The sequence below is a fragment of the Arthrobacter sp. UYEF36 genome (assembly GCF_040547025.1).
Taxonomy (GTDB): domain Bacteria; phylum Actinomycetota; class Actinomycetes; order Actinomycetales; family Micrococcaceae; genus Arthrobacter.
Genome location: NZ_JBEPOX010000009.1, coordinates 69,769 through 87,945, shown reverse-complemented (window position 1 = coordinate 87,945; position 18,177 = coordinate 69,769). Strand labels below are relative to the sequence as shown.

Below are 18,177 nucleotides of genomic sequence, written 5' to 3'. Positions count from 1 at the left end.
CCGTCGTTTATCTGCCTCCGGCCGCGCCTTATATGATCAATGTATGCCTTCTCTAGCCTCGACTGCACCCATCGGCACCCTGGCCCCGGGAGCCGTCAGTCCGCAGCTTCCCGTTCCGGCGTCGATCCCGCGCCCCGAATACGTGGGCAAACCCGCGCCGGCCAAGTTCACCGGCTCCGAGGTCAAGTCGGCGGAGACCATCGAGAAGATCCGCATCGCCTCACGGATCGCCGCGCAGGCGATCGTGGAGGTCGGGAAGCACATCCAGCCCGGCGTCACCACGGACCAGCTGGACCGGGTGGGCCACGAGTTCCTGCTCGACCACCACGCGTATCCCTCCACCCTCGGCTACCGCGGCTTTCCCAAATCCCTGTGCTCGTCGTTGAACGAAGTCATCTGCCACGGCATCCCCGACAGCACCGTGGTCCGGGACGGGGACATCCTCAATATCGACATCACGGCCTTCATCGGCGGCGTGCACGGCGACACCAACTACACGTTCCTCGCCGGAGACGTCGACGAGGAATCCCGGCTGCTCGTGGAGCGTACGCAGGAGTCCCTGAACCGCGCCATCCGTGCCGTGGCCCCGGGCCGTGAGATCAACGTGATCGGCCGGACCATTGAGTCCTTCGCCAAGCGCTTCGGCTACGGTGTGGTCCGCGACTTCACCGGCCACGGCGTGGGCGAGGCCTTCCACACCGGCCTGATCATTCCGCACTACGACGCTGCCCCCGCCTACAACACCGTCATGGAAGCCGGGATGGTCTTCACGATCGAACCCATGCTGACGCTCGGCACCGTCGACTGGGACATGTGGGCCGATGACTGGACCGTCGTGACCCGCGACCGCAAACGCACCGCACAGTTCGAGCACACCCTGCTTGTCACGGAATCCGGCGCCGAAGTCCTGACGCTTCCCTGATTCCCGCTCCACCAGAAGATTCCGATCTTCGCCCGCCGGCCCTGGGCCGCACCCTCCTAACCCCGCCCCTGCCCCCTGCCACGAACGGAACCACATTGGCCAAGAAGGACGAGAAGTCGAAGAAGAACGCCCCGCTGATCGGCATCGACATCGGTGGCACCGGGATCAAGGGCGGGATCGTGGACCTGAAGAAGGGCAAGCTGGTCGGTGACCGCCTGCGCATCCCCACCCCGCAGCCGTCCACGCCCGAGTCCGTGGCCGAGGTGGTGGCCCAGGTTGTCGCCGCACTGTCTGCCCGGCCCGATGCTCCGGCCCCCGACTCTCCCGTGGGCGTCACCTTCCCCGGCATCATCCAGCACGGTGTGGTCCACTCCGCCGCCAACGTCGACAAGTCCTGGCTGGAACTGGACATCGATGCCCTGCTGACCGCCCGCCTGGGCCGCCCCGTGGAGGTCATCAACGACGCAGACGCGGCCGGCCTGGCGGAGGCGCGCTTTGGCGCCGGTGAACTCGTGCAGGGGACCGTGCTGGTCATCACCCTCGGCACCGGCATCGGTTCCGCCTTCATCTTCGACGGCAAGCTCGTCCCCAACGCCGAGCTCGGACACCTGGAGATCGACGGATTCGACGCCGAAAGCAAGGCCTCGGCCGTGGCCCGCGAGCGGGACGGCCTGAGCTGGGAAGAGTACAGCGTGCTGCTGCAGCGGTACCTGTCCCACGTGGAATTCCTCTTCTCCCCCGAGCTGTTCATCATCGGCGGCGGCATTTCGAAGCGCGCCGACGAATACCTGCCGCGGCTGCAGCTGCGCACACCCATCGTTCCGGCCGAGCTGAAGAACGACGCCGGAATCGTCGGCGCCGCCCTCGAGATCGCGCTGAAACACAAACTGGCCAAGTAGCCAAAAGAGCTATCACTCCGGGTCGTTCTGAACGCTGGGAACGACCCGGAGTGATAGCTCTTTTTTCTGTGGTGCCGGTGGTGGCCACGGCTTCCCCTCCGCTGCCACCACCGGAGTCTGTGAGCCGGCGCTCCTGGACCAGCCCTAGAGCGGGCTTTTCTGCTGGCTCGTGCCCCCGCGGCCCTTGGTTTCGGCCTCATGGCGGAGCAGGGAGATGGCGGCTTCGAAGTCCTCGAGGGATTCGAAGGCCTGGTAGACGCTCGCGAAGCGCAGGTAGGCGACCTCGTCGAGCCGCTGGAGCGGGTTGAGGATGGCGAGGCCGACTTCGTGCGCGTCGATTTCGGCGGCGCCGGAGGCCCGGATGGCCTCTTCGACCTCCTGGGCCAGCATCGCGAGGTCGTCCTCGGTGACGGGACGGCCCTGGCAGGCCTTGCGGACGCCGTTGATGACCTTGCTGCGGCTGAACGGCTCGCCGACCCCCGACCGCTTGATCACGGTAAGGCTGGTCGTCTCGACAGTGGTGAAGCGGCGGCCGCACTCGGGGCACTGCCGGCGGCGCCGGATGGCTGAACCGTCGTCGGCGATCCGGCTGTCCACCACCCGCGAATCAGGGTTACGGCAAAACGGGCAATACATGACGTTTCCTCCCCTGACGCACGCGGATGGCCAACCGGGGCCCGCCCAAAGACGACCACCCGAAATTCGCCGGAGCGGTTGGCTCCGCCATCAGTTTACGACTAGATGTAGCTGAATAACAAGCCTGTAATTACTACATGTTGTGGTCAGGCGCCCTGCGGGAACCGGGCGGTGACCGCCTCGCCGTGCGCCGGCAGATCCTCCGCCCCGGACAGGCTCACGATGTGCCCGCTGACCTCGGCCAGGGCGGCGCGGGTGTAGTTGACCACCTGGATGGCGCGCAGGAATGTGGTCACGTTCAGCCCCGAGGAGAACGCTGCGGTGCCGCTGGTCGGCAGCACGTGGTTGGAACCGGCGCAGTAGTCGCCCAGGCTTACGGGGCTGTAGTCCCCCACGAAGATCGCCCCGGCGCTGCGGATCCGGCCCGCGACGCCTGCCGCGTCCGCCGTCATGATTTCCAGGTGTTCGGCGGCGTAGGCATTGCACGCCGCGATGCCCTGATCCAGGTCGTCCACCAGGACGACGCCGGACTGCGGGCCTGAGAGGGCCTCACGGACCCGCGCACTGTGCTTGGTCGCTGCCGCCTGGCGCTCCAGTTCCACCCGGACGGCGGCGGCGAGGTCCTCGGAGTCCGTGATCAGCACGGACGCTGCTTTGGGATCGTGCTCGGCCTGGCTGATCAGGTCGGCCGCGACCAGGACCGGCTGTGCCGTGGCGTCGGCCAGAATCGCGATCTCCGTGGTGCCTGCCTCGGAATCGATGCCGACGACGCCCTTGACGAGGCGCTTCGCCGTGGCGACGAAGACGTTGCCCGGGCCGGTGACGACGTCCACCGGGTCCAGCCCGGCCTTGTCCCCCGCGGCGGGGATGCCGTACGCGAAGGCCGCGATGGCCTGGGCGCCGCCGATCGCGTAGACCTCGTCGATTCCGAGCAGGCAGGCTGCGGCAAGGATCGTGGGGTGCGGGAGCCCGCCGAAGTCTTTCTGCGGCGGAGATGCCAGGGCGATGGATTCGACGCCGGCGGCGAGGGCCGGGACAACGTTCATGATCACGGAGGACGGGTAGACCGCCAGGCCGCCGGGGACGTAGAGGCCCACCCGGGCCACGGGGACCCAGTTCTGGCTGACCACCGCGCCTTCGCCGAGTTCGACGTCGGTGTCAGCCGGGCGCTGGGCGTCGGCAAAGAGCCGTGCGCGCCTGATGGACTCTTCCAGTGCCGCCCGCACGGCGGGATCGAGACCGGCCAGGGCTGCCGTCAGCGCTTCAGCGGGGACCCGCGGGTGCGACTGCTCCACGCCGTCGAAGGTCCGGGCGAGCTCGCTGATCGCCTCGAAGCCCCGGGTGCGGACGGCGTCGATGATGTCCAGGACCTTGTGCTCGGCATCAGCCATGGTGCCGGCCTGCGCCCGGGGCACCGCGGCGCGGAGGCCGGCGAGGGTCAGCCGCCGGCCGCGCAGGTCGACGGTGTGGAAGTTGAGGCCGGTGGGAGCCGGGGGCGCAGTAACGGCGGGCACGGAGCTGTCAGCTGAAGGGGTCACCCGTTCATTTTACGGCCAGCCCCGGCGAGTCCCGCGCCTGTTACGTCGGACGGTTACGTCGGGGAGTGCGCTGCTGCCCCGCGGTCAGGCCCCGGCCCCGGATTCCGGCGTCGGCGTGGTGAAGACGGTGTTCAGGAAGATGGCCAGTGCGGCCGCTGCCGGCCAGATTGCCAGGACGGCGAAGGACCGCAGGGAGAAGGCGACACTGGCGCTGGCCGAGGTGTCCTCCGGCGTTCCCCACCAGAGGCCACACAGGACGCCGGTCCCCCAGGCCGCGAGGGCGCCCACTATTCCCGCACCTACGGCGAGGAGAACGGCCCGGCCGGATGGCGCGTCGTGCTTACTGCCGGAGGCGACCGCGCCCGAGATGCAGCCGGCGAGCAGGAACAGGCCGGCCAGGACCAGGTCCCGCGGCAGCCACCCTTCCGTGTTGCCGCCGCTGCGCAATTCCGGATCACCCGAGAGCAGGTTCAGCCCGGAGGGCGCCAGGAACCACCAGAGCACCCCCACCGGAACGCCGGCGGCGGCGATGACGGCGGCCTTGCGCCATGTCGCGGCACGGACGCCTGCCCCGTGGACCGGCCAGCCGGCGGCAGCGTCCGGATCGGAACCCGGGAGCGGAACCCGGGGCCCGTCCTGCGGGGCATCCTGCGGGAGCTGGCCGTGCACTGCGGGCTGTGTCATGCAACAAACCTTAACAAGCTTTCCGCCGGCAGGGCACATAACACCGTGCGCCCCGGATGGCTTTGCACATGACGCCGCCGGGTAAACAAGTACCGCGGCCGTTCGCAGGCGCAATACGCTGGCAGGGTAGGAACATCACACACGCACAGCAGGGAGTTGGATCGCAGTGGCCACAGAGGACCAAGCCTTCGAAGGAACCTTCAAGGAAATGTTCCGCCGGCATGCGGCCGGGGTGGCCATCATCACCGCCAATCTCAACGGCGTCCCCTTCGGCTTCACGGCAACCTCCGTAGCCTCCCTGTCCGCGAAGCCGCCACGGTTCACCTTCAACATGGCCCGCACCTCCAGCTCCTGGCCCGCCGTGGCAAACACCACCTACATCGGCGTTCATATGCTGGGACTGGAGAACCAGGCGCTGGCTGACCGCTTTGCCCGCACCAGCAACCGCTTCGAGGGCGATCACTGGGCGCTCGGGCCCCATGAGGTGCCGATCCTGAACGACGTGGCCGGCTGGCTGATCGGCAAGGTCCAGATGCGGCTCTCTTTCGAGAACAACGCCGTGGTGGTGGTCGAGGTCGTGGAAGGTGAGGTCGGCGTTGACGGCGCTCCCCTGCTCTACCACTCCGGCGCCTACGGCCAGCCCGCGCCGCTCGACTACGAGATCTGACCGGCTACCAGGCAGGTCCCTGCGGGAACCCAGGTCCAGGCCGTCCCGCAGTCCGCAGCAAAGTCCTGCACAGGGCTGCGCCGAGTCCGCGGGCCCCCCGAGATCACCGCCGTGCGCACCGCGGCCTGCCGCGAATCCGCCCGGTCCGGCACGTCTAGCCGTCCAGGCAGGTCGGGCCGAGCAGCACCTTCAGGTCCCCGAACAGTGACGGGCTGGGGTTCACCCGCAGGTGCACGGGCAGGCCCATGATCTCCACGCGGGAGTCCCCCTGCAGGTGCAGCCGGACCTCGGATTTGCCGCGGTGCGTGCGCAGTACGTCCCCGAGCTCGGTCACGACGGCTTCGGTGGCCTTGTGGGTCTGCATGGTGATCACCAGCGGGCCGTTGAGGCCCTCGCTGAGGTCCGGGACGGACAGTTCCATGCAGTTGAGCGCGACCGCGCCGTCATCGCGGCGCTGCAGCCGTCCCTTGACCACCACAATCAGGTCTTCGGCCAGCACGGAGGCGATCGGGCCGTAAACCTGGCCGAAGAACATGACCTCGACGGAACCGCCCAGGTCCTCGATCTCGGCCCGGGCGTAGGCGTTGCCGCTGGCTTTCGCGATCCGGCGGCTCAGTGAGGTGATCATGCCGGCGATGGTGACGATGGCGCCGTCGTGCGGGCCGTCCTCGGCGATGAGCGTGGTGATGGACTGGTCGGCGTGCTGGCTCAGGACCCCTTCGAGCCCCTGCAGCGGGTGGTCGGAGACGTACAGGCCGAGCATGTCCCGTTCGAAGGAGAGCTTGTCCTTCTTCTCCCATTCGGGAAGGTCCGGGATTTCGATGCTCAGCGAGGCCTCGGATTCGGCCTCGTCGAAGCCGGCGAAGAGGTCGAACTGGCCGATCGCCTCGTTGCGCTTGAGCGTGATGACGGAGTCGATCGCTTCTTCATGGATCATCGCCAGGGCGCGCCGGTGGTGGCCGAGGGAGTCGAAGGCGCCGGCCTTGATCAGGGATTCAATCGTGCGCTTGTTGCACACCACGGCCGGGACCTTCACGAGGTAGTCCTTGAAGGACGTGTAGGCGCCTTCCTTGTCCCGGGCGGCCACCATGGCTTCGACGACGTTGACGCCGACGTTGCGGATCGCGCCCATGCCGAAGCGGATGTCGGTGCCGACGGGGGTGAAGTTCAGGGCGGACTCGTTGACGTCCGGCGGCAGCACCGTGATGCCCATGCGCCGGCATTCGTTGAGGTAGATCGCGGACTTGTCCTTGTCGTCCCCGACGCTGGTGAGCAGGGCGGCCATGTACTCGGGCGCGTAGTGGGCCTTGAGGTAGGCGGTCCAGTAGGAGATGACGCCGTAGGCGGCCGAGTGCGCCTTGTTGAAGGCGTAGTCGGAGAACGGCAGCAGGATGTCCCAGAGGGTCTTGACCGCGGCCATCGAGTAGCCGTTGTCCTGCATGCCCTGGGAGAACCCGGCGAACTGCTTGTCCAGCTCGGATTTCTTCTTCTTGCCCATGGCGCGGCGCAGGATGTCGGCCTGGCCCAGGGTGTAGCCGGCGAGCTTCTGCGCAACGGCCATCACCTGCTCCTGGTACACGATCAGGCCGTAGGTGCCACCGAGGATCTCGGAAAGCGGTTCCTCCAGCTCCGGGTGGATCGGGATGACCTCCTGGATCCCGTTCTTGCGCAGGGCATAGTCGGTATGCGCGTTGGCGCCCATGGGCCCGGGCCGGTAAAGGGCCAGCACGGCGGAGATGTCTTCGAAGTTGTCAGGCTTCATAAGCTTGAGCAGGGAGCGCATTGGTCCGCCGTCGAGCTGGAACACGCCCAGGGTGTCGCCCCGGGCCAGCAGCTCGTAGGAGGGCGCGTCGTCCAGGGCCAGCGACTCCAGATCCAGGTCCTCGCCGCGGTTCATCTTGATGTTTTCCAGCGCGTCGGAAATGATCGTGAGGTTCCGCAGGCCCAGGAAGTCCATCTTGATCAGGCCCAGGCCCTCGGACGTGGGGTAGTCGAACTGCGTGATGACCTGGCCGTCCTGGAAGCGGCGCATAATCGGGATGACGTCGATGATCGGGTCCGAGGACATGATGACGCCGGCCGCGTGGACACCCCACTGGCGTTTCAGGCCCTCGATGCCAAGCGCCGTCTCGAAGACCTTGGCGGCCTCCGGGTCCGTGGCGATCAGCTGCCGGAAGTCGCCGGCCTCGCTGTAGCGTTTGGAGTCCTTGTTCTGGATGTCCGCCAGCGGAATGTCCTTGGCCATCACGGCCGGCGGGAGGGCCTTGGTGAGCGTTTCTCCCATGCTGAACGGGTAGCCCAGCACGCGGGAGGAGTCCTTGAGTGCCTGCTTGGTCTTGATGGTGCCGTAGGTGACGATCATCGCGACTCGTTCGTCGCCGTATTTGCGCGTGACGTAGTCGATTACCTCGGAGCGGCGCCGGTCATCGAAGTCGACGTCGAAGTCAGGCATGGAGACGCGGTCCGGGTTGAGGAAGCGCTCGAAGATCAGGCCGTGGTGCAGCGGATCGAGGTCGGTGATGCGCATGGCATAGGCCACCATGGACCCGGCGCCCGAGCCACGGCCGGGACCCACCCGGATGCCGTTGTTCTTGGCCCAGTTGATGAAGTCGGCGACGACGAGGAAGTAGCCCGGGAAACCCATGGACGTGATGACGCCGAGTTCGTAGTCGGCCTGGGTGCGCACCTTGTCCGGGATGCCCTGGGGGTAGCGGTAGTGCAGTCCCTTGTCGACTTCCTTGACGAGCCAGGATGTTTCGTCCTCGCCCTCGGGGCAGGGGAAGCGGGGCATGTAGTTGGCGCCGGTGTTGAAGGAGACTTCGCAGCGCTCGGCGATCAGGAGCGTGTTGTCGCACGCCTCCGGGTGGTCGCGGAACAGCTCCCGCATTTCCTGCGGGGACTTCAGGTAGTACCCGCTGCCCGAGAAAGCGAAGCGCGAGCCGCCGTTGTCGTACGTCGGCTCCAGCAGGGTGGACCCTGACTGGATGGCCAGCAGGGCCTCGTGCGCCTTGGCGTCGTGCTCGTGCGTGTAGTGCAGGTCGTTGGTGGCCACCAGGGGAAGGTTCAGTTCCTTGGCCAGACGCAGCAGGTCCCCCGTGACGCGCCGCTCGATGTCCAGGCCGTGGTCCATGAGTTCGCAGAAGTAGTTCTCGGCGCCGAAAATGTCGCGGAACTCGGCGGCCGCCTCGACAGCTTCCCGGTACTGTCCCAGCCGGAGCCTCGTCTGGACCTCACCGGACGGGCAGCCGGTGGTGGCAATCAGGCCTTCGGAGTACGTGTTCAGCAGCTCACGGTCCAGCCGGGGCCATTTGCCGAAGACCGAGTCCAGGGAGGCGATCGACGAGGCACGGAAGAGGTTCCGCATGCCCTTGTTGTTGTAGCTGAGCAGCGTCATGTGCGTGTAGGAGCCGCCGCCGGAGATGTCGTCCTTGCGCTGGTTCTCCTCGCCCCAGCGGACGCGGGTCTTGTCCGTGCGCGCGGTCCCGGGGGTGACGTAGGCTTCGACGCCGATGATCGGCTTGATGCCCTTGTCGGTGGCCCGTTTCCAGAAGTCGAAGGCACCGAAGAGGTAGCCGTGGTCCGTGGTGGCCAGGGCGGGCATGCCCAGCCGCTCGGTTTCGTCGAACAGCTCCCCCAGCCGGGCGGCACCGTCCAACATGGAGTACTCGGTGTGGTTGTGGAGATGGACGAACGAGTTGTTGCTGGAAGTCACCGAATCATTCTAGTGCCGCGCACAGACCTTTCGGCGCGGCACTCCGGACGCCGCCCGATTGGACGGCTCGAAATCGGGCGGCGCAGCAGGCACCTCAGGCCTGTCCGGACTCCAGGACCTCCAGGGCGTACCGCAGGTCCTGCGGGTACTCGCTGGTAACCGTGACCCGCTCGCCCGTCCGGGGGTGGCCGAAGCCCAGCTGCCGGGCGTGCAGCCACTGCCGGGTGAGTCCCAGCGTGGCGGCGAGCCGGGGGTCCGCGCCGTAGGTCAGGTCGCCGGCGCAGGGGTGGCGCAGTGCGGAGAAGTGGACGCGGATCTGGTGCGTGCGGCCGGTCTCCAGATGGACTTCCACGAGCGAGGCCTTCCCGAACGCCTCCAGGACCTCGTAGTGCGTGATGGAATCCCGGCCGTCCTCGATGACGGCGAAACGCCAGTCGTGGCCCGGGTGGCGGCCGATCGGCGCATCAATGGTGCCGGCCAGCGGATCGGGAAGGCCCTGGACCACGGCGTGGTAGACCTTGTCCACGGTGCGTTCCTTAAAGGCACGCTTGAGCGCGGTGTACGCCTCTTCCGTTTTGGCGACCACCATCACACCGGACGTCCCGACGTCGAGCCGGTGGACGATGCCCGCGCGTTCCGGGGAGCCGGACGTGGAGATCCGGTAGCCGAGGCCCGCAAGACCGCCGACGACGGTGGGCCCCACCCAGCCGGGTGAGGGATGCGCGGCCACGCCGACCGGCTTGTCGATGACGACGAACTCGTCATCGTCCAGCAGGATGTTCAGGCCTTCCACTACTTCCTCCACAATTTCCAGGGGATCCCGGCGTGCCGGGACGGTGACGTCGAGCACGGCGCCGGGGGCAAGCTTGAGCGACTTTCCTACCGCTTTGTCCTTGCTGATGACGTTGCCCTCGGCGATCAGCGTGGCGGCCTGCGAGCGGGAAATGTCCATGAGTTTCGCCAGCCCGGCATCCACCCGGCTTCCCGCGAGTTCATCCGGTACCACAAACCGATAGGCAGCCGCAGCCGTGGCCCCGCCTCCGGTGTCGACGTCGTCGACGTCTTCCGGCAGGATGTCCTCCGGCGGCGCGCCGGCCGGCGCCAGGTCCTCCGGCGCCAGATCCTCGGGCGGGTTATGTTCGGGCACCGTGTGCTCAGGAGTCATGTTTCACTGTGTCCTTCGTCAGGCGGGAGCCGTCCAGGGAGATCCCGCGCAGCGTCAGCAGGCAGATGATCACCACGGAGGACACGACGGCCGAGTCGGCGATGTTGAAGATCGCGAAGTTGGGAAGCTGGATGAAGTCCACGACGTGGCCCATGGCGAAGGAGGGCTCGCGGAACAGCCGGTCGGTGAGGTTGCCGAGCGCACCGCCAAGCAGCAGCCCGAGCGCGAGGGCCCACCAGATCGACCCCAATTTGCGCAGCTGCAGCAGGATGGCGATGGAGACCGCGGTCATGATGATGGTGAATACCCAGGTGACGTTCTCACCGATGGAGAAGGCAGCGCCGGAGTTGCGGATGTAGTACCAGTGCAGCAGCGGGGGCAGCACGGGGATCCTCTCCCCCTCGGTCATGTTGGCGGTGACCCACAGCTTGGTCAGCTGGTCGAAGACGTAGGCGAACACCGCCAGGCCAAAGAAGACGGAGAGCAACAGGGCCCGCCGCGGGCGCGGCGTGGTGGGGCCTTCGAGGGCCGGCTCTGCTGGCTGCGTGGCGTCGGGTGATGGTGCGTCAGTCATAAGGCTTTCGTTCGCGGGCCAGTGCGGGGACTGGGAGCTGGGTGCTTGGTCACGGCCGCCGGCGGAACCGGGGGTTAATGCCAAAAGCCGGCGGTCGAGGAATCCTCAGCCACCGGCTTTCAGAATACTTGGCTTTTTGCCCTAGCTGCTGGCTTCGACCTCAGGGGCCGCGACGGAGCCGCGGGCGTCCAGGTCACGCAACTGGCCTTCGATGTAAGCCTTCAGGCGTGAGCGGTAGTCACGTTCGAAGCCGCGGAGCTGCTCGACCTTGCGTTCCAGGACGGAGCGCTGCTGCTCGAGGGCGCCGAGGATCTTGCGGGACTTCTCCTGGGCGTCGTTGACAAGGCTGCTGGCCTCGATCTGCGCCTCGGCGATGATCTTGTCGCGCTGCTGCTCGCCGTCGGCGACGTGCTTGTCGTGCATCTGCTGCGCCATGGCCAGCAGGCCGGCAGCGGATTCGGAGGCCGGGGTGACCGCGGTGCGTGCCGGGGCGGCTGCCTGCTCGGCTTCCTTCTTCTTGGCGGCTTCAGCAGCCTTGGCGGCTTCGGCGGCCTTGGCCTCGGCTTCTGCCTTGGCGTGGTCTTCCTTCTCGGCCTTGACGGGTGCCGGAACCTTTTCCACGACGGGAGCCGCGGCGGCGGAGCTGGCAGGCGTGCCGGCGCCCAGTTCGGCGAGCTTCTTGCGCAGCTCGTCGTTCTCCTGGTTCAGGCGTCGCAGTTCGACGACGATTTCGTCCAGGAAGTCATCAACTTCATCCTGGTCGTAGCCTTCGCGGAACTTGGTCGGCTGAAAGCGCTTGTTGACAACGTCTTCTGGCGTCAAAGCCATCTGGTCACCTCGTTGGTCTAGTTAGTCAGTAGGCCTTCCGGCCGTCAAACTACGGTACCTAAATATGGTCTGGTTCCTCTAATTCAACACCGCAGTGTCAAACCGGAGTTTCTATCTGTTGTGGGCCCCGGACGAGGCCCGCCGCCCGGCTACGCCACGATCGGCTGGGAGAACACCAGGAACTTGGCAACCGCCATGGCAATGGTGACTGCCACGAACAGCAGCAGGAAGCCGAGGTCCAGGGAGATTCCCCCCAGCCGCAGCGGCGGGATGAGCCGCCGGAGCAGTTTGAGGGGCTTGTCTGTGACCGAATACACAGCATGTGCGGTGACGAGGGCCGCGCCGCGGGGCCGCCAGCTCCGCGCAAACATCTGCACCCAGTCAAAAATCAGTCGGATGATGAGGGCAACAAAGAACAACAGCAGGGCGATATAGACAAGTCCGAAAACAATTCCCATGAGTTAACTCATATCTCCATGTTCATTCCGGATACCGCAGTGTCCTCGTGATGGTTACGCCTCTATTTCAACACGGATAATTCAGCACGGATGCCAGGCAAGGTGTCCTTGCCTGGCATCCGTCGGTAGAATCCTGGGCTAGCTCTGGTTGAAGAAGCTCGCCTGTGTCTCACTGACCTTCTTGTCATCGCCGATGACTTCAACGTACGACGGCGACAGCAGGAAGACCTTATTGGTGACGCGCTCGATACTGCCGCGCAGGCCAAAGACCAGCCCGGCCGAGAAGTCGACGAGTCGCTTCGCATCCGCTTCACCCATGTCCGTGACGTTCATGATGACGGGGATGCCGTCCCTGAAGCTTTCACCGATGAGTTTCGCGTCGTTGTAGGACCGCGGGTGGATCGTGGTGATCTGGCGGAGTCCGGTGTGCTCTTCACGGCTCGATGCCGCTCGCTTGATGGGTGTCACAGGTGCGCGATATTCCTCTTCAGCGGCGTAGGGCTCTTCCCTGGGGACCTCGCGGACAGGCGCCGGTGCACGGCGTTCCTCGCGGTCGTGCTCCATGGAAGTGTCCTCATCCTTGTGCGATGTTTGGTGCTCGGACTCATAGTGTTCGTCGCCATCGGCGAGCCCAAGATAGATCATTGTCTTGCGCAGAGCGCCGGCCATGGTCGACTCCTAATAGTGTCCGTCAGCGGGCCGATCAGTGACTAAGCAGCCTTGGAATCCCCGCCATTACCTTCCAATACGTCGAACCTACCGCAACGCCGGACGCGGACCGAGAATATCGGAACCAACGCGCAGGTGTGTCGCCCCGAAACGGACGGCCTGTTCCAGGTCCTGGCTCATGCCCGCAGAAATGCCCGTGGCCCCGGGATGGACAGCGGCCAGGCGGGCGGAAAGCTCCGCCAGCTTCTCGAAGGCCGGGACCGGATCCGCGCCGAAGGGGGCGACCGCCATGACGCCCGCCAGGTGAAGTCCCTCCGCTCCGGCCAATTTCTCCGCCAGCGCCGGCACGTCTGCCGGAAGGGCACCGCCGCGGTGGCCGCCGGCGTCGTCGTCGAGGCTGACCTGGATAAAGCAGTCCAGCGGCGACCGCCCGGTGCGTTCCTGCTCGGCGGCCATGGCCTTGGCCAGGGCGCCGGCCAATTGCGGCCGGTCGACGGAGTGCACGGCGTGGGCGTATTTGACGACGGATTTGGCCTTGTTGCTCTGGAGTTGGCCGATGAAGTGCCAGCGGAGCTGCAGCCCGTCCAGTGCGGCGGCTTTCTCCGCGGCTTCCTGGTCCCGGTTCTCGCCCACGTCCGTGATGCCAAGCGCGGCGAGCCGCCGGACGTCGGCGGCGGGGTGGAACTTGGTGACCACGATCAGTTGCGGCCGGTCCGGCCGGCCGGCCGCCGCGACGGCGCTGTCGATGCGCTGCCGGACGGTGGCGAGCCCTTCGCGGAGCTGTTCCAGCCGGGGATCGTGCTGCCCGTGTGCGGGCACGTGCTCAGTCATGCGCTCATCCACTCGTTTGCTCGTTCGCCCTGCGGGTCCCCGCCGGCGTCCCGGCGTCGGTCCAGACGAGTCCCGCGAACCGTCCGGTGTTCGGATCACGGCGGTAGGAGAACAGCTGGTCGTCTTCCAGGGTGCAGCCCCCGGAATACTCGACCCTGACGCCGGTGTCCTGCAGCTGGGCACGGACGGCGGCCGGCAGGTCCAGGCCCGGGGTACCGCGGGATGTGGTGCACCGGGCGGCGGGCACCCGGGCCGCCACCTGGTCGCGCATGTCTTCGGGGACCTCGTAGCAGCGCCCGCAGACGGACGGGCCGATCCAGGCGCTGATCTCCGCCGCGCCCAGTTCGCGCATGCGCAGCACCGCCGCCGGGACGACGCCGGACGCGACGCCGGGGCGTCCGGCGTGCACCACCGCGAGGACGGGGGTTGCCCCGCCCGTCCTGTCCCCGACCAGGACGACCGGCACACAGTCGGCCACCATCACGGCCAGGGGCTCACCGAAGGACACCATGGCATCGGCAGTCGGGGCATCGGCAGTCGGGGCAGCAGCGCCGGATCCCGCAGCAGAGGCGGCGCCGATGCCGGCGACGTCGTTGCCGTGGACCTGGTTCATATACCGGAAGGGACGGCCGTCGAGGCCCACCGCCGCTTCGATGGCCCGGCGCCGGCGCCCGACCTCGGCCGCATCATCGCCGACGTGCAGAGCCAGGTTGCCGGCGGCAGCGTCGGTGAAAGCCACCCACACGCCGGGCCGGACTTCAGCCCGCCACGAGAACACTCAGAACACCGCCCAAAGTTGTTTGCAGAACTTCGATCTTACGAGAAAGCACCATGGCACTGCCATCCGGCAGTGCCATGGTGCTTCAGGATCTACTTGAGGAAGTCAGGGACATCCAGGTCGTCCGAGTGGCGGCCGGACAGGTCCGGCTCCACGACGGAGGGCAGGTCGACGTCGAAGCCGGAGTCCGCAGGGACTGCGGAGGGCCGCTGCTGGCCCCAGCCGCCGTAACCTGAGGCGCCGACCGTGGCGTGCAGCGGCTGGACCTGGGCCGAGGACGGAGCCTGGACCGGGGCGGGGGCCGCGACCGGAGCCGCAGGACGCTGTGGCGCCGACTGCGGAAGGGACTGGTCCATGGACGGCGAGGTGGCCTTGACGTCGTCGAAGCCGGCCGCGATGACAGTGACGCGGGCCTCGTCGCCGAGGGCATCGTCGATGACCGCACCGAAGATGATGTTGGCCTCGGGGTGGGCGACTTCCTGGACCAGGCGGGCAGCCTCATTGATTTCGAAGAGTCCGAGGTCCGAGCCACCCTGGATGGACAGCAGGACGCCGTGGGCTCCGTCGATCGATGCTTCAAGTAGCGGGGAGGCGATGGCGAGTTCCGCCGCCTTGACGGCGCGGTCTTCGCCGCGTGCCGAGCCGATGCCCATCAGCGCGGAGCCTGCGCCCTGCATAACGGACTTGACGTCGGCGAAGTCGAGGTTGATCAGGCCCGGGGTGGTGATCAGGTCAGTGATGCCCTGGACACCGGAGAGCAGGACCTGGTCGGCGGAACGGAACGCGTCAAGCACGGAGACGTTGCGGTCGCTGATGGAGAGCAGGCGGTCGTTCGGGATGACGATCAGGGTGTCGACTTCGTCGCGGAGGGCGTCGATGCCGGCTTCGGCGGAGCCAGCGCGGCGGCGGCCTTCGAAGGTGAAGGGGCGGGTGACAACGCCGATGGTCAGCGCGCCCAGCGAGCGTGCGATGCGGGCGACGACGGGCGCGCCGCCGGTGCCGGTGCCGCCGCCTTCGCCGGCGGTGACGAAGACCATGTCAGCGCCACGGATGACCTCTTCGATCTCCTCGGCGTGGTCCTCTGCGGCCTGCCGGCCGACCTCCGGGTTCGCACCGGCTCCCAGGCCGCGCGTCAACTCACGCCCGATGTCGAGTTTGACGTCTGCATCGCTCATCAACAATGCCTGCGCATCGGTGTTGACCGCGATAAATTCGACGCCGCGAAGACCGACCTCGATCATGCGGTTGACTGCGTTCACGCCACCGCCGCCGATGCCGACGACCTTGATGACGGCCAAGTAATTCTGCGGAGCTGCCACGTTACGTGTCCCTTGTTCGTGTTCTGTTGCTTCTATTGCGAAAACTGATGGAGTCGAGCTTGAAGCTTTGAACCTTAACCTTCGAGTTGAGGGTTATAGTTATGTCAAGTAACTCATGTTGTGACGCTATTTCCTATGCCGGGGACATTCAATAACCGGCGCCGCGTGTCGCGGTATTACCGTGAAATAGCTTCCCGGCGAAGTGACCGGCGGCTACCGGGTGACCGGGTGCCGAGGCACACTGACATCGTAAATCCGCACCGGATTTTTCGGGTCCGCGGGCGCCTTGAGCAGGGCTTCAAGGACCTTTGCCTTCAGCTCCTTCTCCCCCGCGTTGCCCCAGACGATCGTCTGTCCGTCGACGAGCTTGAGCTCAACGGCGTCCACCGACTTCGCCGAGGCATTCGAGAGCCGGGCGAGCACGTCGGCCGGCAACGCGCCCAGGACTTCGGTGATCGCATGGAACAGGTCCTTGGGCAGGGTGCCGCCTCCGCCGTCGATGACCGGCAGCGGAATCGACTCCGGGTCGGCCGTGTCGCTGAGCTTCACACCGTCGGCGTCGACCAGCTGGTGCGCCTCACCCTGCCTGACCAAAGCCACCGGCACGCGTTCGGTCACCTTGACCTGCAGCGTCGACGGCGGGTGGGCCTGGGTGGTGACTTTCTTGACCTGGACCAGCGGCTGCAGGAGGGCTGTCACGTCGTCGTCGCTGATCTGTGGCAGCGGCTTGCCCTGCAGCGGCGCCAGGGCTGCCTGGACCTGGTCCGGGGTCAGCAGCTTGGTGCCCTCCACGGAGACGGTCTGCAGCGCGAGGACCGGAGAGTAGACGGCGGCGGCGAGGATTCCCGCGACCAGCACCGCCAGGGCCGCGATGGTGCCCTGCATGATCCGCCTGCGGCGTTTGGCTTTGGGTTCCGGGAAGGACAACACATTATCCGGAGCCGGCGGAGCCGCCGCCGCGGTTGCGGCGCCGGTTCCCGGGCTGTCCTTGGAGGCTGAGATAACGTCGGGAGAGCCCGGCTCCCCTCGCGTGGCGGGCGGGCGGCGTGCGCCCCCCTTGTAGCTGGGCCGGCGGGTGCTAGGCACGGGAGGCACCGTCGTTCAGGGCCGCGACGATCATCGGCCCGTAGGCGGTCACGTCGCCGGCTCCGACGGTGAGCACGATGTCCCCCGCGGCGGCGGCGGAGGCAAGGGACTGCACAGCCTCGTCGCCCGGTCCGACGAGCCGGCCGCCGGCGCCAAGGTGCGCCGCGATCAGCTGGCTGCTGACGCCCGGAATCGGATCTTCGCGGGCGGGGTAGATGTCCAGGACCAGTGCGGTGTCGGCGGTGTTGAGCGCTGCGGCGAACTCTTCGGCGAATTCCCGGGTCCGGGAAAACAGGTGCGGCTGGAAGAGGACGTGCAGCTTGTGGCCGGCGGCCACCGACCGCGCTGCGGACAGGGCTGCCCGGACCTCGGTGGGGTGGTGGGCGTAGTCGTCGTAGACCCGGACTCCTCGGCCCTCGCCCTTGAATTCGAAGCGCCGGGAAGCACCCGTGAAGTGGGCCAGGGCTCCGGCGGCAAGGCCGGGGTCCACACCGAGTTCCAGGGCGACGGCGAAGGCGGCCGCCGCGTTGAGGGCGTTGTGCCGCCCGGGAACGTGCAGCTCGAGGGGGAAACGTCCGGCCGGAGTGGTGATCGAGACGTCCCCCGGGCCGCCGTCGTGCAGCACAATCTGGGCGTCATCGCCGGTGCCGTAGAGCACGACGCGGGTGTTGCCGCGCTCAAGGGTCCGCCGGGCGAGGGCGCGGGCGCCGGCGTCATCCGCGCAGGCAACCAGCACACCGTCGGCCGGGAGCAGGGCGGTGAAGCGGTCGAAGGAGGCGTAGACGGCTTCCGCGGTGCCGTAATAGTCGAGGTGGTCCGGTTCGACGTTGGTCACGACGGCGATCTGCGGGCGGTAGTTCAGGAAGGAGCCGTCGGATTCGTCGGCTTCCGCGACGAAGACCGGCGAGCTGCCGCTGGCCGCGTTGACGCCCAGCGCCGGGACGTTCGCGCCGATGGCGAAGGACGGGTCCAGGCCCGCGCCCTGCAGGAGGACGGTAATCATCGACGTGGTGGTGGACTTGCCGTGGGTGCCGGCCACGGTGACGGCGGTGTCCTGGGCCATCGCGGCCGCCAGGGCCTCGGAGCGGTGAAGCACCGGCAGTCCGGCGGCCCGGGCCGCCACCAGCTCGGGATTGTCCGGCCGGATGGCCGAGCCGGCGACCACACTCTGCGCGTCGCCCAGGTTGGCAGCGTCGTAGCCGACGCAGATCCGGGCGCCCGCCGCGGCCAGGTCCGCCATGACCGGCAGGTCCTTGGCATCGGAGCCGCTGACCGGCAGGCCGCGGGCAACGAGGATGCGCGCCACGGCGGACATCCCCACGCCGCCGATGCCGATGAAGTGAACCCGGCCGAGGTCTTCCCCGGTGCGGGCCGCCGTGGGGGCGTGGTGCTGATCGGGCTGGGTCATTGC

17 protein-coding genes are annotated in these 18,177 nt (G+C 67.3%); 3 read left to right on the top strand and 14 right to left on the bottom strand.

Annotated elements, in window-relative coordinates:
• Positions 1-43 precede the first annotated feature (43 nt).
• Positions 44-922: a type I methionyl aminopeptidase gene (gene map / locus ABIB29_RS14065; protein WP_354173425.1), complete on the top strand. Its 879-nt coding sequence runs from the start codon at positions 44-46 to the stop codon at positions 920-922.
• A gap of 95 nt (positions 923-1,017) precedes the next feature.
• The gene (gene ppgK, locus ABIB29_RS14060; protein WP_354173424.1) at positions 1,018-1,821 is read left to right on the top strand and encodes a polyphosphate--glucose phosphotransferase; all 804 of its coding nucleotides are present in this window, start codon (positions 1,018-1,020) and stop codon (positions 1,819-1,821) included.
• Between the two features lie 144 nt (positions 1,822-1,965).
• Here ppgK and nrdR read toward each other — a convergent pair whose 3' ends face one another.
• The 3 genes from nrdR to ABIB29_RS14045 all read right to left on the bottom strand — a co-directional run bounded on the left by nrdR (position 1,966) and on the right by ABIB29_RS14045 (position 4,679).
• Positions 1,966-2,457: a transcriptional regulator NrdR gene (nrdR, locus tag ABIB29_RS14055; RefSeq protein ID WP_354173423.1), complete on the bottom strand. Its 492-nt coding sequence runs from the start codon at positions 2,455-2,457 to the stop codon at positions 1,966-1,968.
• 146 nt (positions 2,458-2,603) lie between these two features.
• Positions 2,604-3,995, bottom strand: coding sequence for a histidinol dehydrogenase (hisD, locus tag ABIB29_RS14050; protein WP_354173422.1), 1,392 nt, complete (start codon positions 3,993-3,995; stop codon positions 2,604-2,606).
• An 84-nt stretch (positions 3,996-4,079) separates the two neighbouring features.
• On the bottom strand, positions 4,080-4,679 hold the full coding sequence (locus tag ABIB29_RS14045; RefSeq protein ID WP_354173421.1) for a hypothetical protein: 600 nt from the start codon (positions 4,677-4,679) through the stop codon (positions 4,080-4,082).
• Between the two features lie 208 nt (positions 4,680-4,887).
• On the opposite strand from ABIB29_RS14045, the gene ABIB29_RS14040 reads away from it, so the two are divergent.
• Entirely contained in the window at positions 4,888-5,346 is a 459-nt protein-coding gene (locus tag ABIB29_RS14040; RefSeq protein ID WP_354173529.1) for a flavin reductase family protein, read from the top strand.
• Between the two features lie 154 nt (positions 5,347-5,500).
• On the opposite strand, the gene dnaE is transcribed toward ABIB29_RS14040, so the two are convergent.
• From dnaE to murC, 11 genes are all read right to left on the bottom strand, one after another.
• A complete protein-coding gene (dnaE, locus tag ABIB29_RS14035) occupies positions 5,501-9,058 on the bottom strand; it encodes a DNA polymerase III subunit alpha (protein ID WP_354173420.1) in 3,558 nt (1,185 codons plus the stop codon).
• A gap of 94 nt (positions 9,059-9,152) precedes the next feature.
• Positions 9,153-10,223 (bottom strand): RluA family pseudouridine synthase, encoded by a 1,071-nt coding sequence (locus ABIB29_RS14030; protein ID WP_354173419.1) that lies wholly within the window; start codon positions 10,221-10,223, stop codon positions 9,153-9,155.
• Positions 10,213-10,797, bottom strand: a complete 585-nt coding sequence (gene lspA, locus ABIB29_RS14025; protein WP_354173418.1) for a signal peptidase II — start codon at positions 10,795-10,797, stop codon at positions 10,213-10,215. Before lspA ends, ABIB29_RS14030 begins: the two co-directional genes overlap by 11 nt.
• A 141-nt stretch (positions 10,798-10,938) precedes the next feature.
• A complete protein-coding gene (locus ABIB29_RS14020) occupies positions 10,939-11,625 on the bottom strand; it encodes a DivIVA domain-containing protein (RefSeq protein WP_354173417.1) in 687 nt (228 codons plus the stop codon).
• A gap of 149 nt (positions 11,626-11,774) precedes the next feature.
• Positions 11,775-12,083 carry a YggT family protein gene (locus tag ABIB29_RS14015; RefSeq protein ID WP_354173416.1) on the bottom strand — a complete coding sequence of 103 codons (309 nt, stop codon included), beginning with the start codon at positions 12,081-12,083 and terminating at the stop codon, positions 11,775-11,777.
• A gap of 138 nt (positions 12,084-12,221) precedes the next feature.
• Positions 12,222-12,752: a cell division protein SepF gene (locus ABIB29_RS14010; RefSeq protein ID WP_354173415.1), complete on the bottom strand. Its 531-nt coding sequence runs from the start codon at positions 12,750-12,752 to the stop codon at positions 12,222-12,224.
• An 87-nt stretch (positions 12,753-12,839) separates the two neighbouring features.
• Positions 12,840-13,583 (bottom strand): YggS family pyridoxal phosphate-dependent enzyme, encoded by a 744-nt coding sequence (locus ABIB29_RS14005; RefSeq protein ID WP_354173414.1) that lies wholly within the window; start codon positions 13,581-13,583, stop codon positions 12,840-12,842.
• A gap of 4 nt (positions 13,584-13,587) precedes the next feature.
• The gene (locus ABIB29_RS14000) at positions 13,588-14,361 is read right to left on the bottom strand and encodes a purine nucleoside phosphorylase YfiH/LACC1 family protein (protein WP_354173413.1); all 774 of its coding nucleotides are present in this window, start codon (positions 14,359-14,361) and stop codon (positions 13,588-13,590) included.
• A gap of 92 nt (positions 14,362-14,453) precedes the next feature.
• A complete protein-coding gene (gene ftsZ, locus ABIB29_RS13995; RefSeq protein ID WP_354173412.1) occupies positions 14,454-15,680 on the bottom strand; it encodes a cell division protein FtsZ in 1,227 nt (408 codons plus the stop codon).
• Positions 15,681-15,893: 213 nt separating this feature from the next.
• Positions 15,894-16,766 carry a cell division protein FtsQ/DivIB gene (locus ABIB29_RS13990; protein ID WP_354173411.1) on the bottom strand — a complete coding sequence of 291 codons (873 nt, stop codon included), beginning with the start codon at positions 16,764-16,766 and terminating at the stop codon, positions 15,894-15,896.
• On the bottom strand, positions 16,759-18,174 hold the full coding sequence (murC, locus tag ABIB29_RS13985; protein WP_354173410.1) for a UDP-N-acetylmuramate--L-alanine ligase: 1,416 nt from the start codon (positions 18,172-18,174) through the stop codon (positions 16,759-16,761). Before murC ends, ABIB29_RS13990 begins: the two co-directional genes overlap by 8 nt.
• Positions 18,175-18,177: the final 3 nt, after the last annotated feature.

What these genes read in the sequence shown, in the direction of transcription:
- map (WP_354173425.1), top strand. Translation starts at nt 44, where the DNA reads ATGCCTTCTCTAGCCTCGACTGCACCCATCGGCACCCTGGCCCCGGGA.
- nrdR (WP_354173423.1), bottom strand. Translation starts at nt 2,457, where the DNA reads ATGTATTGCCCGTTTTGCCGTAACCCTGATTCGCGGGTGGTGGACAGC.
- ABIB29_RS14045 (WP_354173421.1), bottom strand. Translation starts at nt 4,679, where the DNA reads ATGACACAGCCCGCAGTGCACGGCCAGCTCCCGCAGGATGCCCCGCAG.
- ABIB29_RS14040 (WP_354173529.1), top strand. Translation starts at nt 4,888, where the DNA reads ATGTTCCGCCGGCATGCGGCCGGGGTGGCCATCATCACCGCCAATCTC.
- ABIB29_RS14030 (WP_354173419.1), bottom strand. Translation starts at nt 10,223, where the DNA reads ATGACTCCTGAGCACACGGTGCCCGAACATAACCCGCCCGAGGATCTG.
- lspA (WP_354173418.1), bottom strand. Translation starts at nt 10,797, where the DNA reads ATGACTGACGCACCATCACCCGACGCCACGCAGCCAGCAGAGCCGGCC.
- ABIB29_RS14020 (WP_354173417.1), bottom strand. Translation starts at nt 11,625, where the DNA reads ATGGCTTTGACGCCAGAAGACGTTGTCAACAAGCGCTTTCAGCCGACC.
- ABIB29_RS14015 (WP_354173416.1), bottom strand. Translation starts at nt 12,083, where the DNA reads ATGGGAATTGTTTTCGGACTTGTCTATATCGCCCTGCTGTTGTTCTTT.
- ABIB29_RS14010 (WP_354173415.1), bottom strand. Translation starts at nt 12,752, where the DNA reads ATGGCCGGCGCTCTGCGCAAGACAATGATCTATCTTGGGCTCGCCGAT.
- ABIB29_RS14005 (WP_354173414.1), bottom strand. Translation starts at nt 13,583, where the DNA reads ATGACTGAGCACGTGCCCGCACACGGGCAGCACGATCCCCGGCTGGAA.
- murC (WP_354173410.1), bottom strand. Translation starts at nt 18,174, where the DNA reads ATGACCCAGCCCGATCAGCACCACGCCCCCACGGCGGCCCGCACCGGG.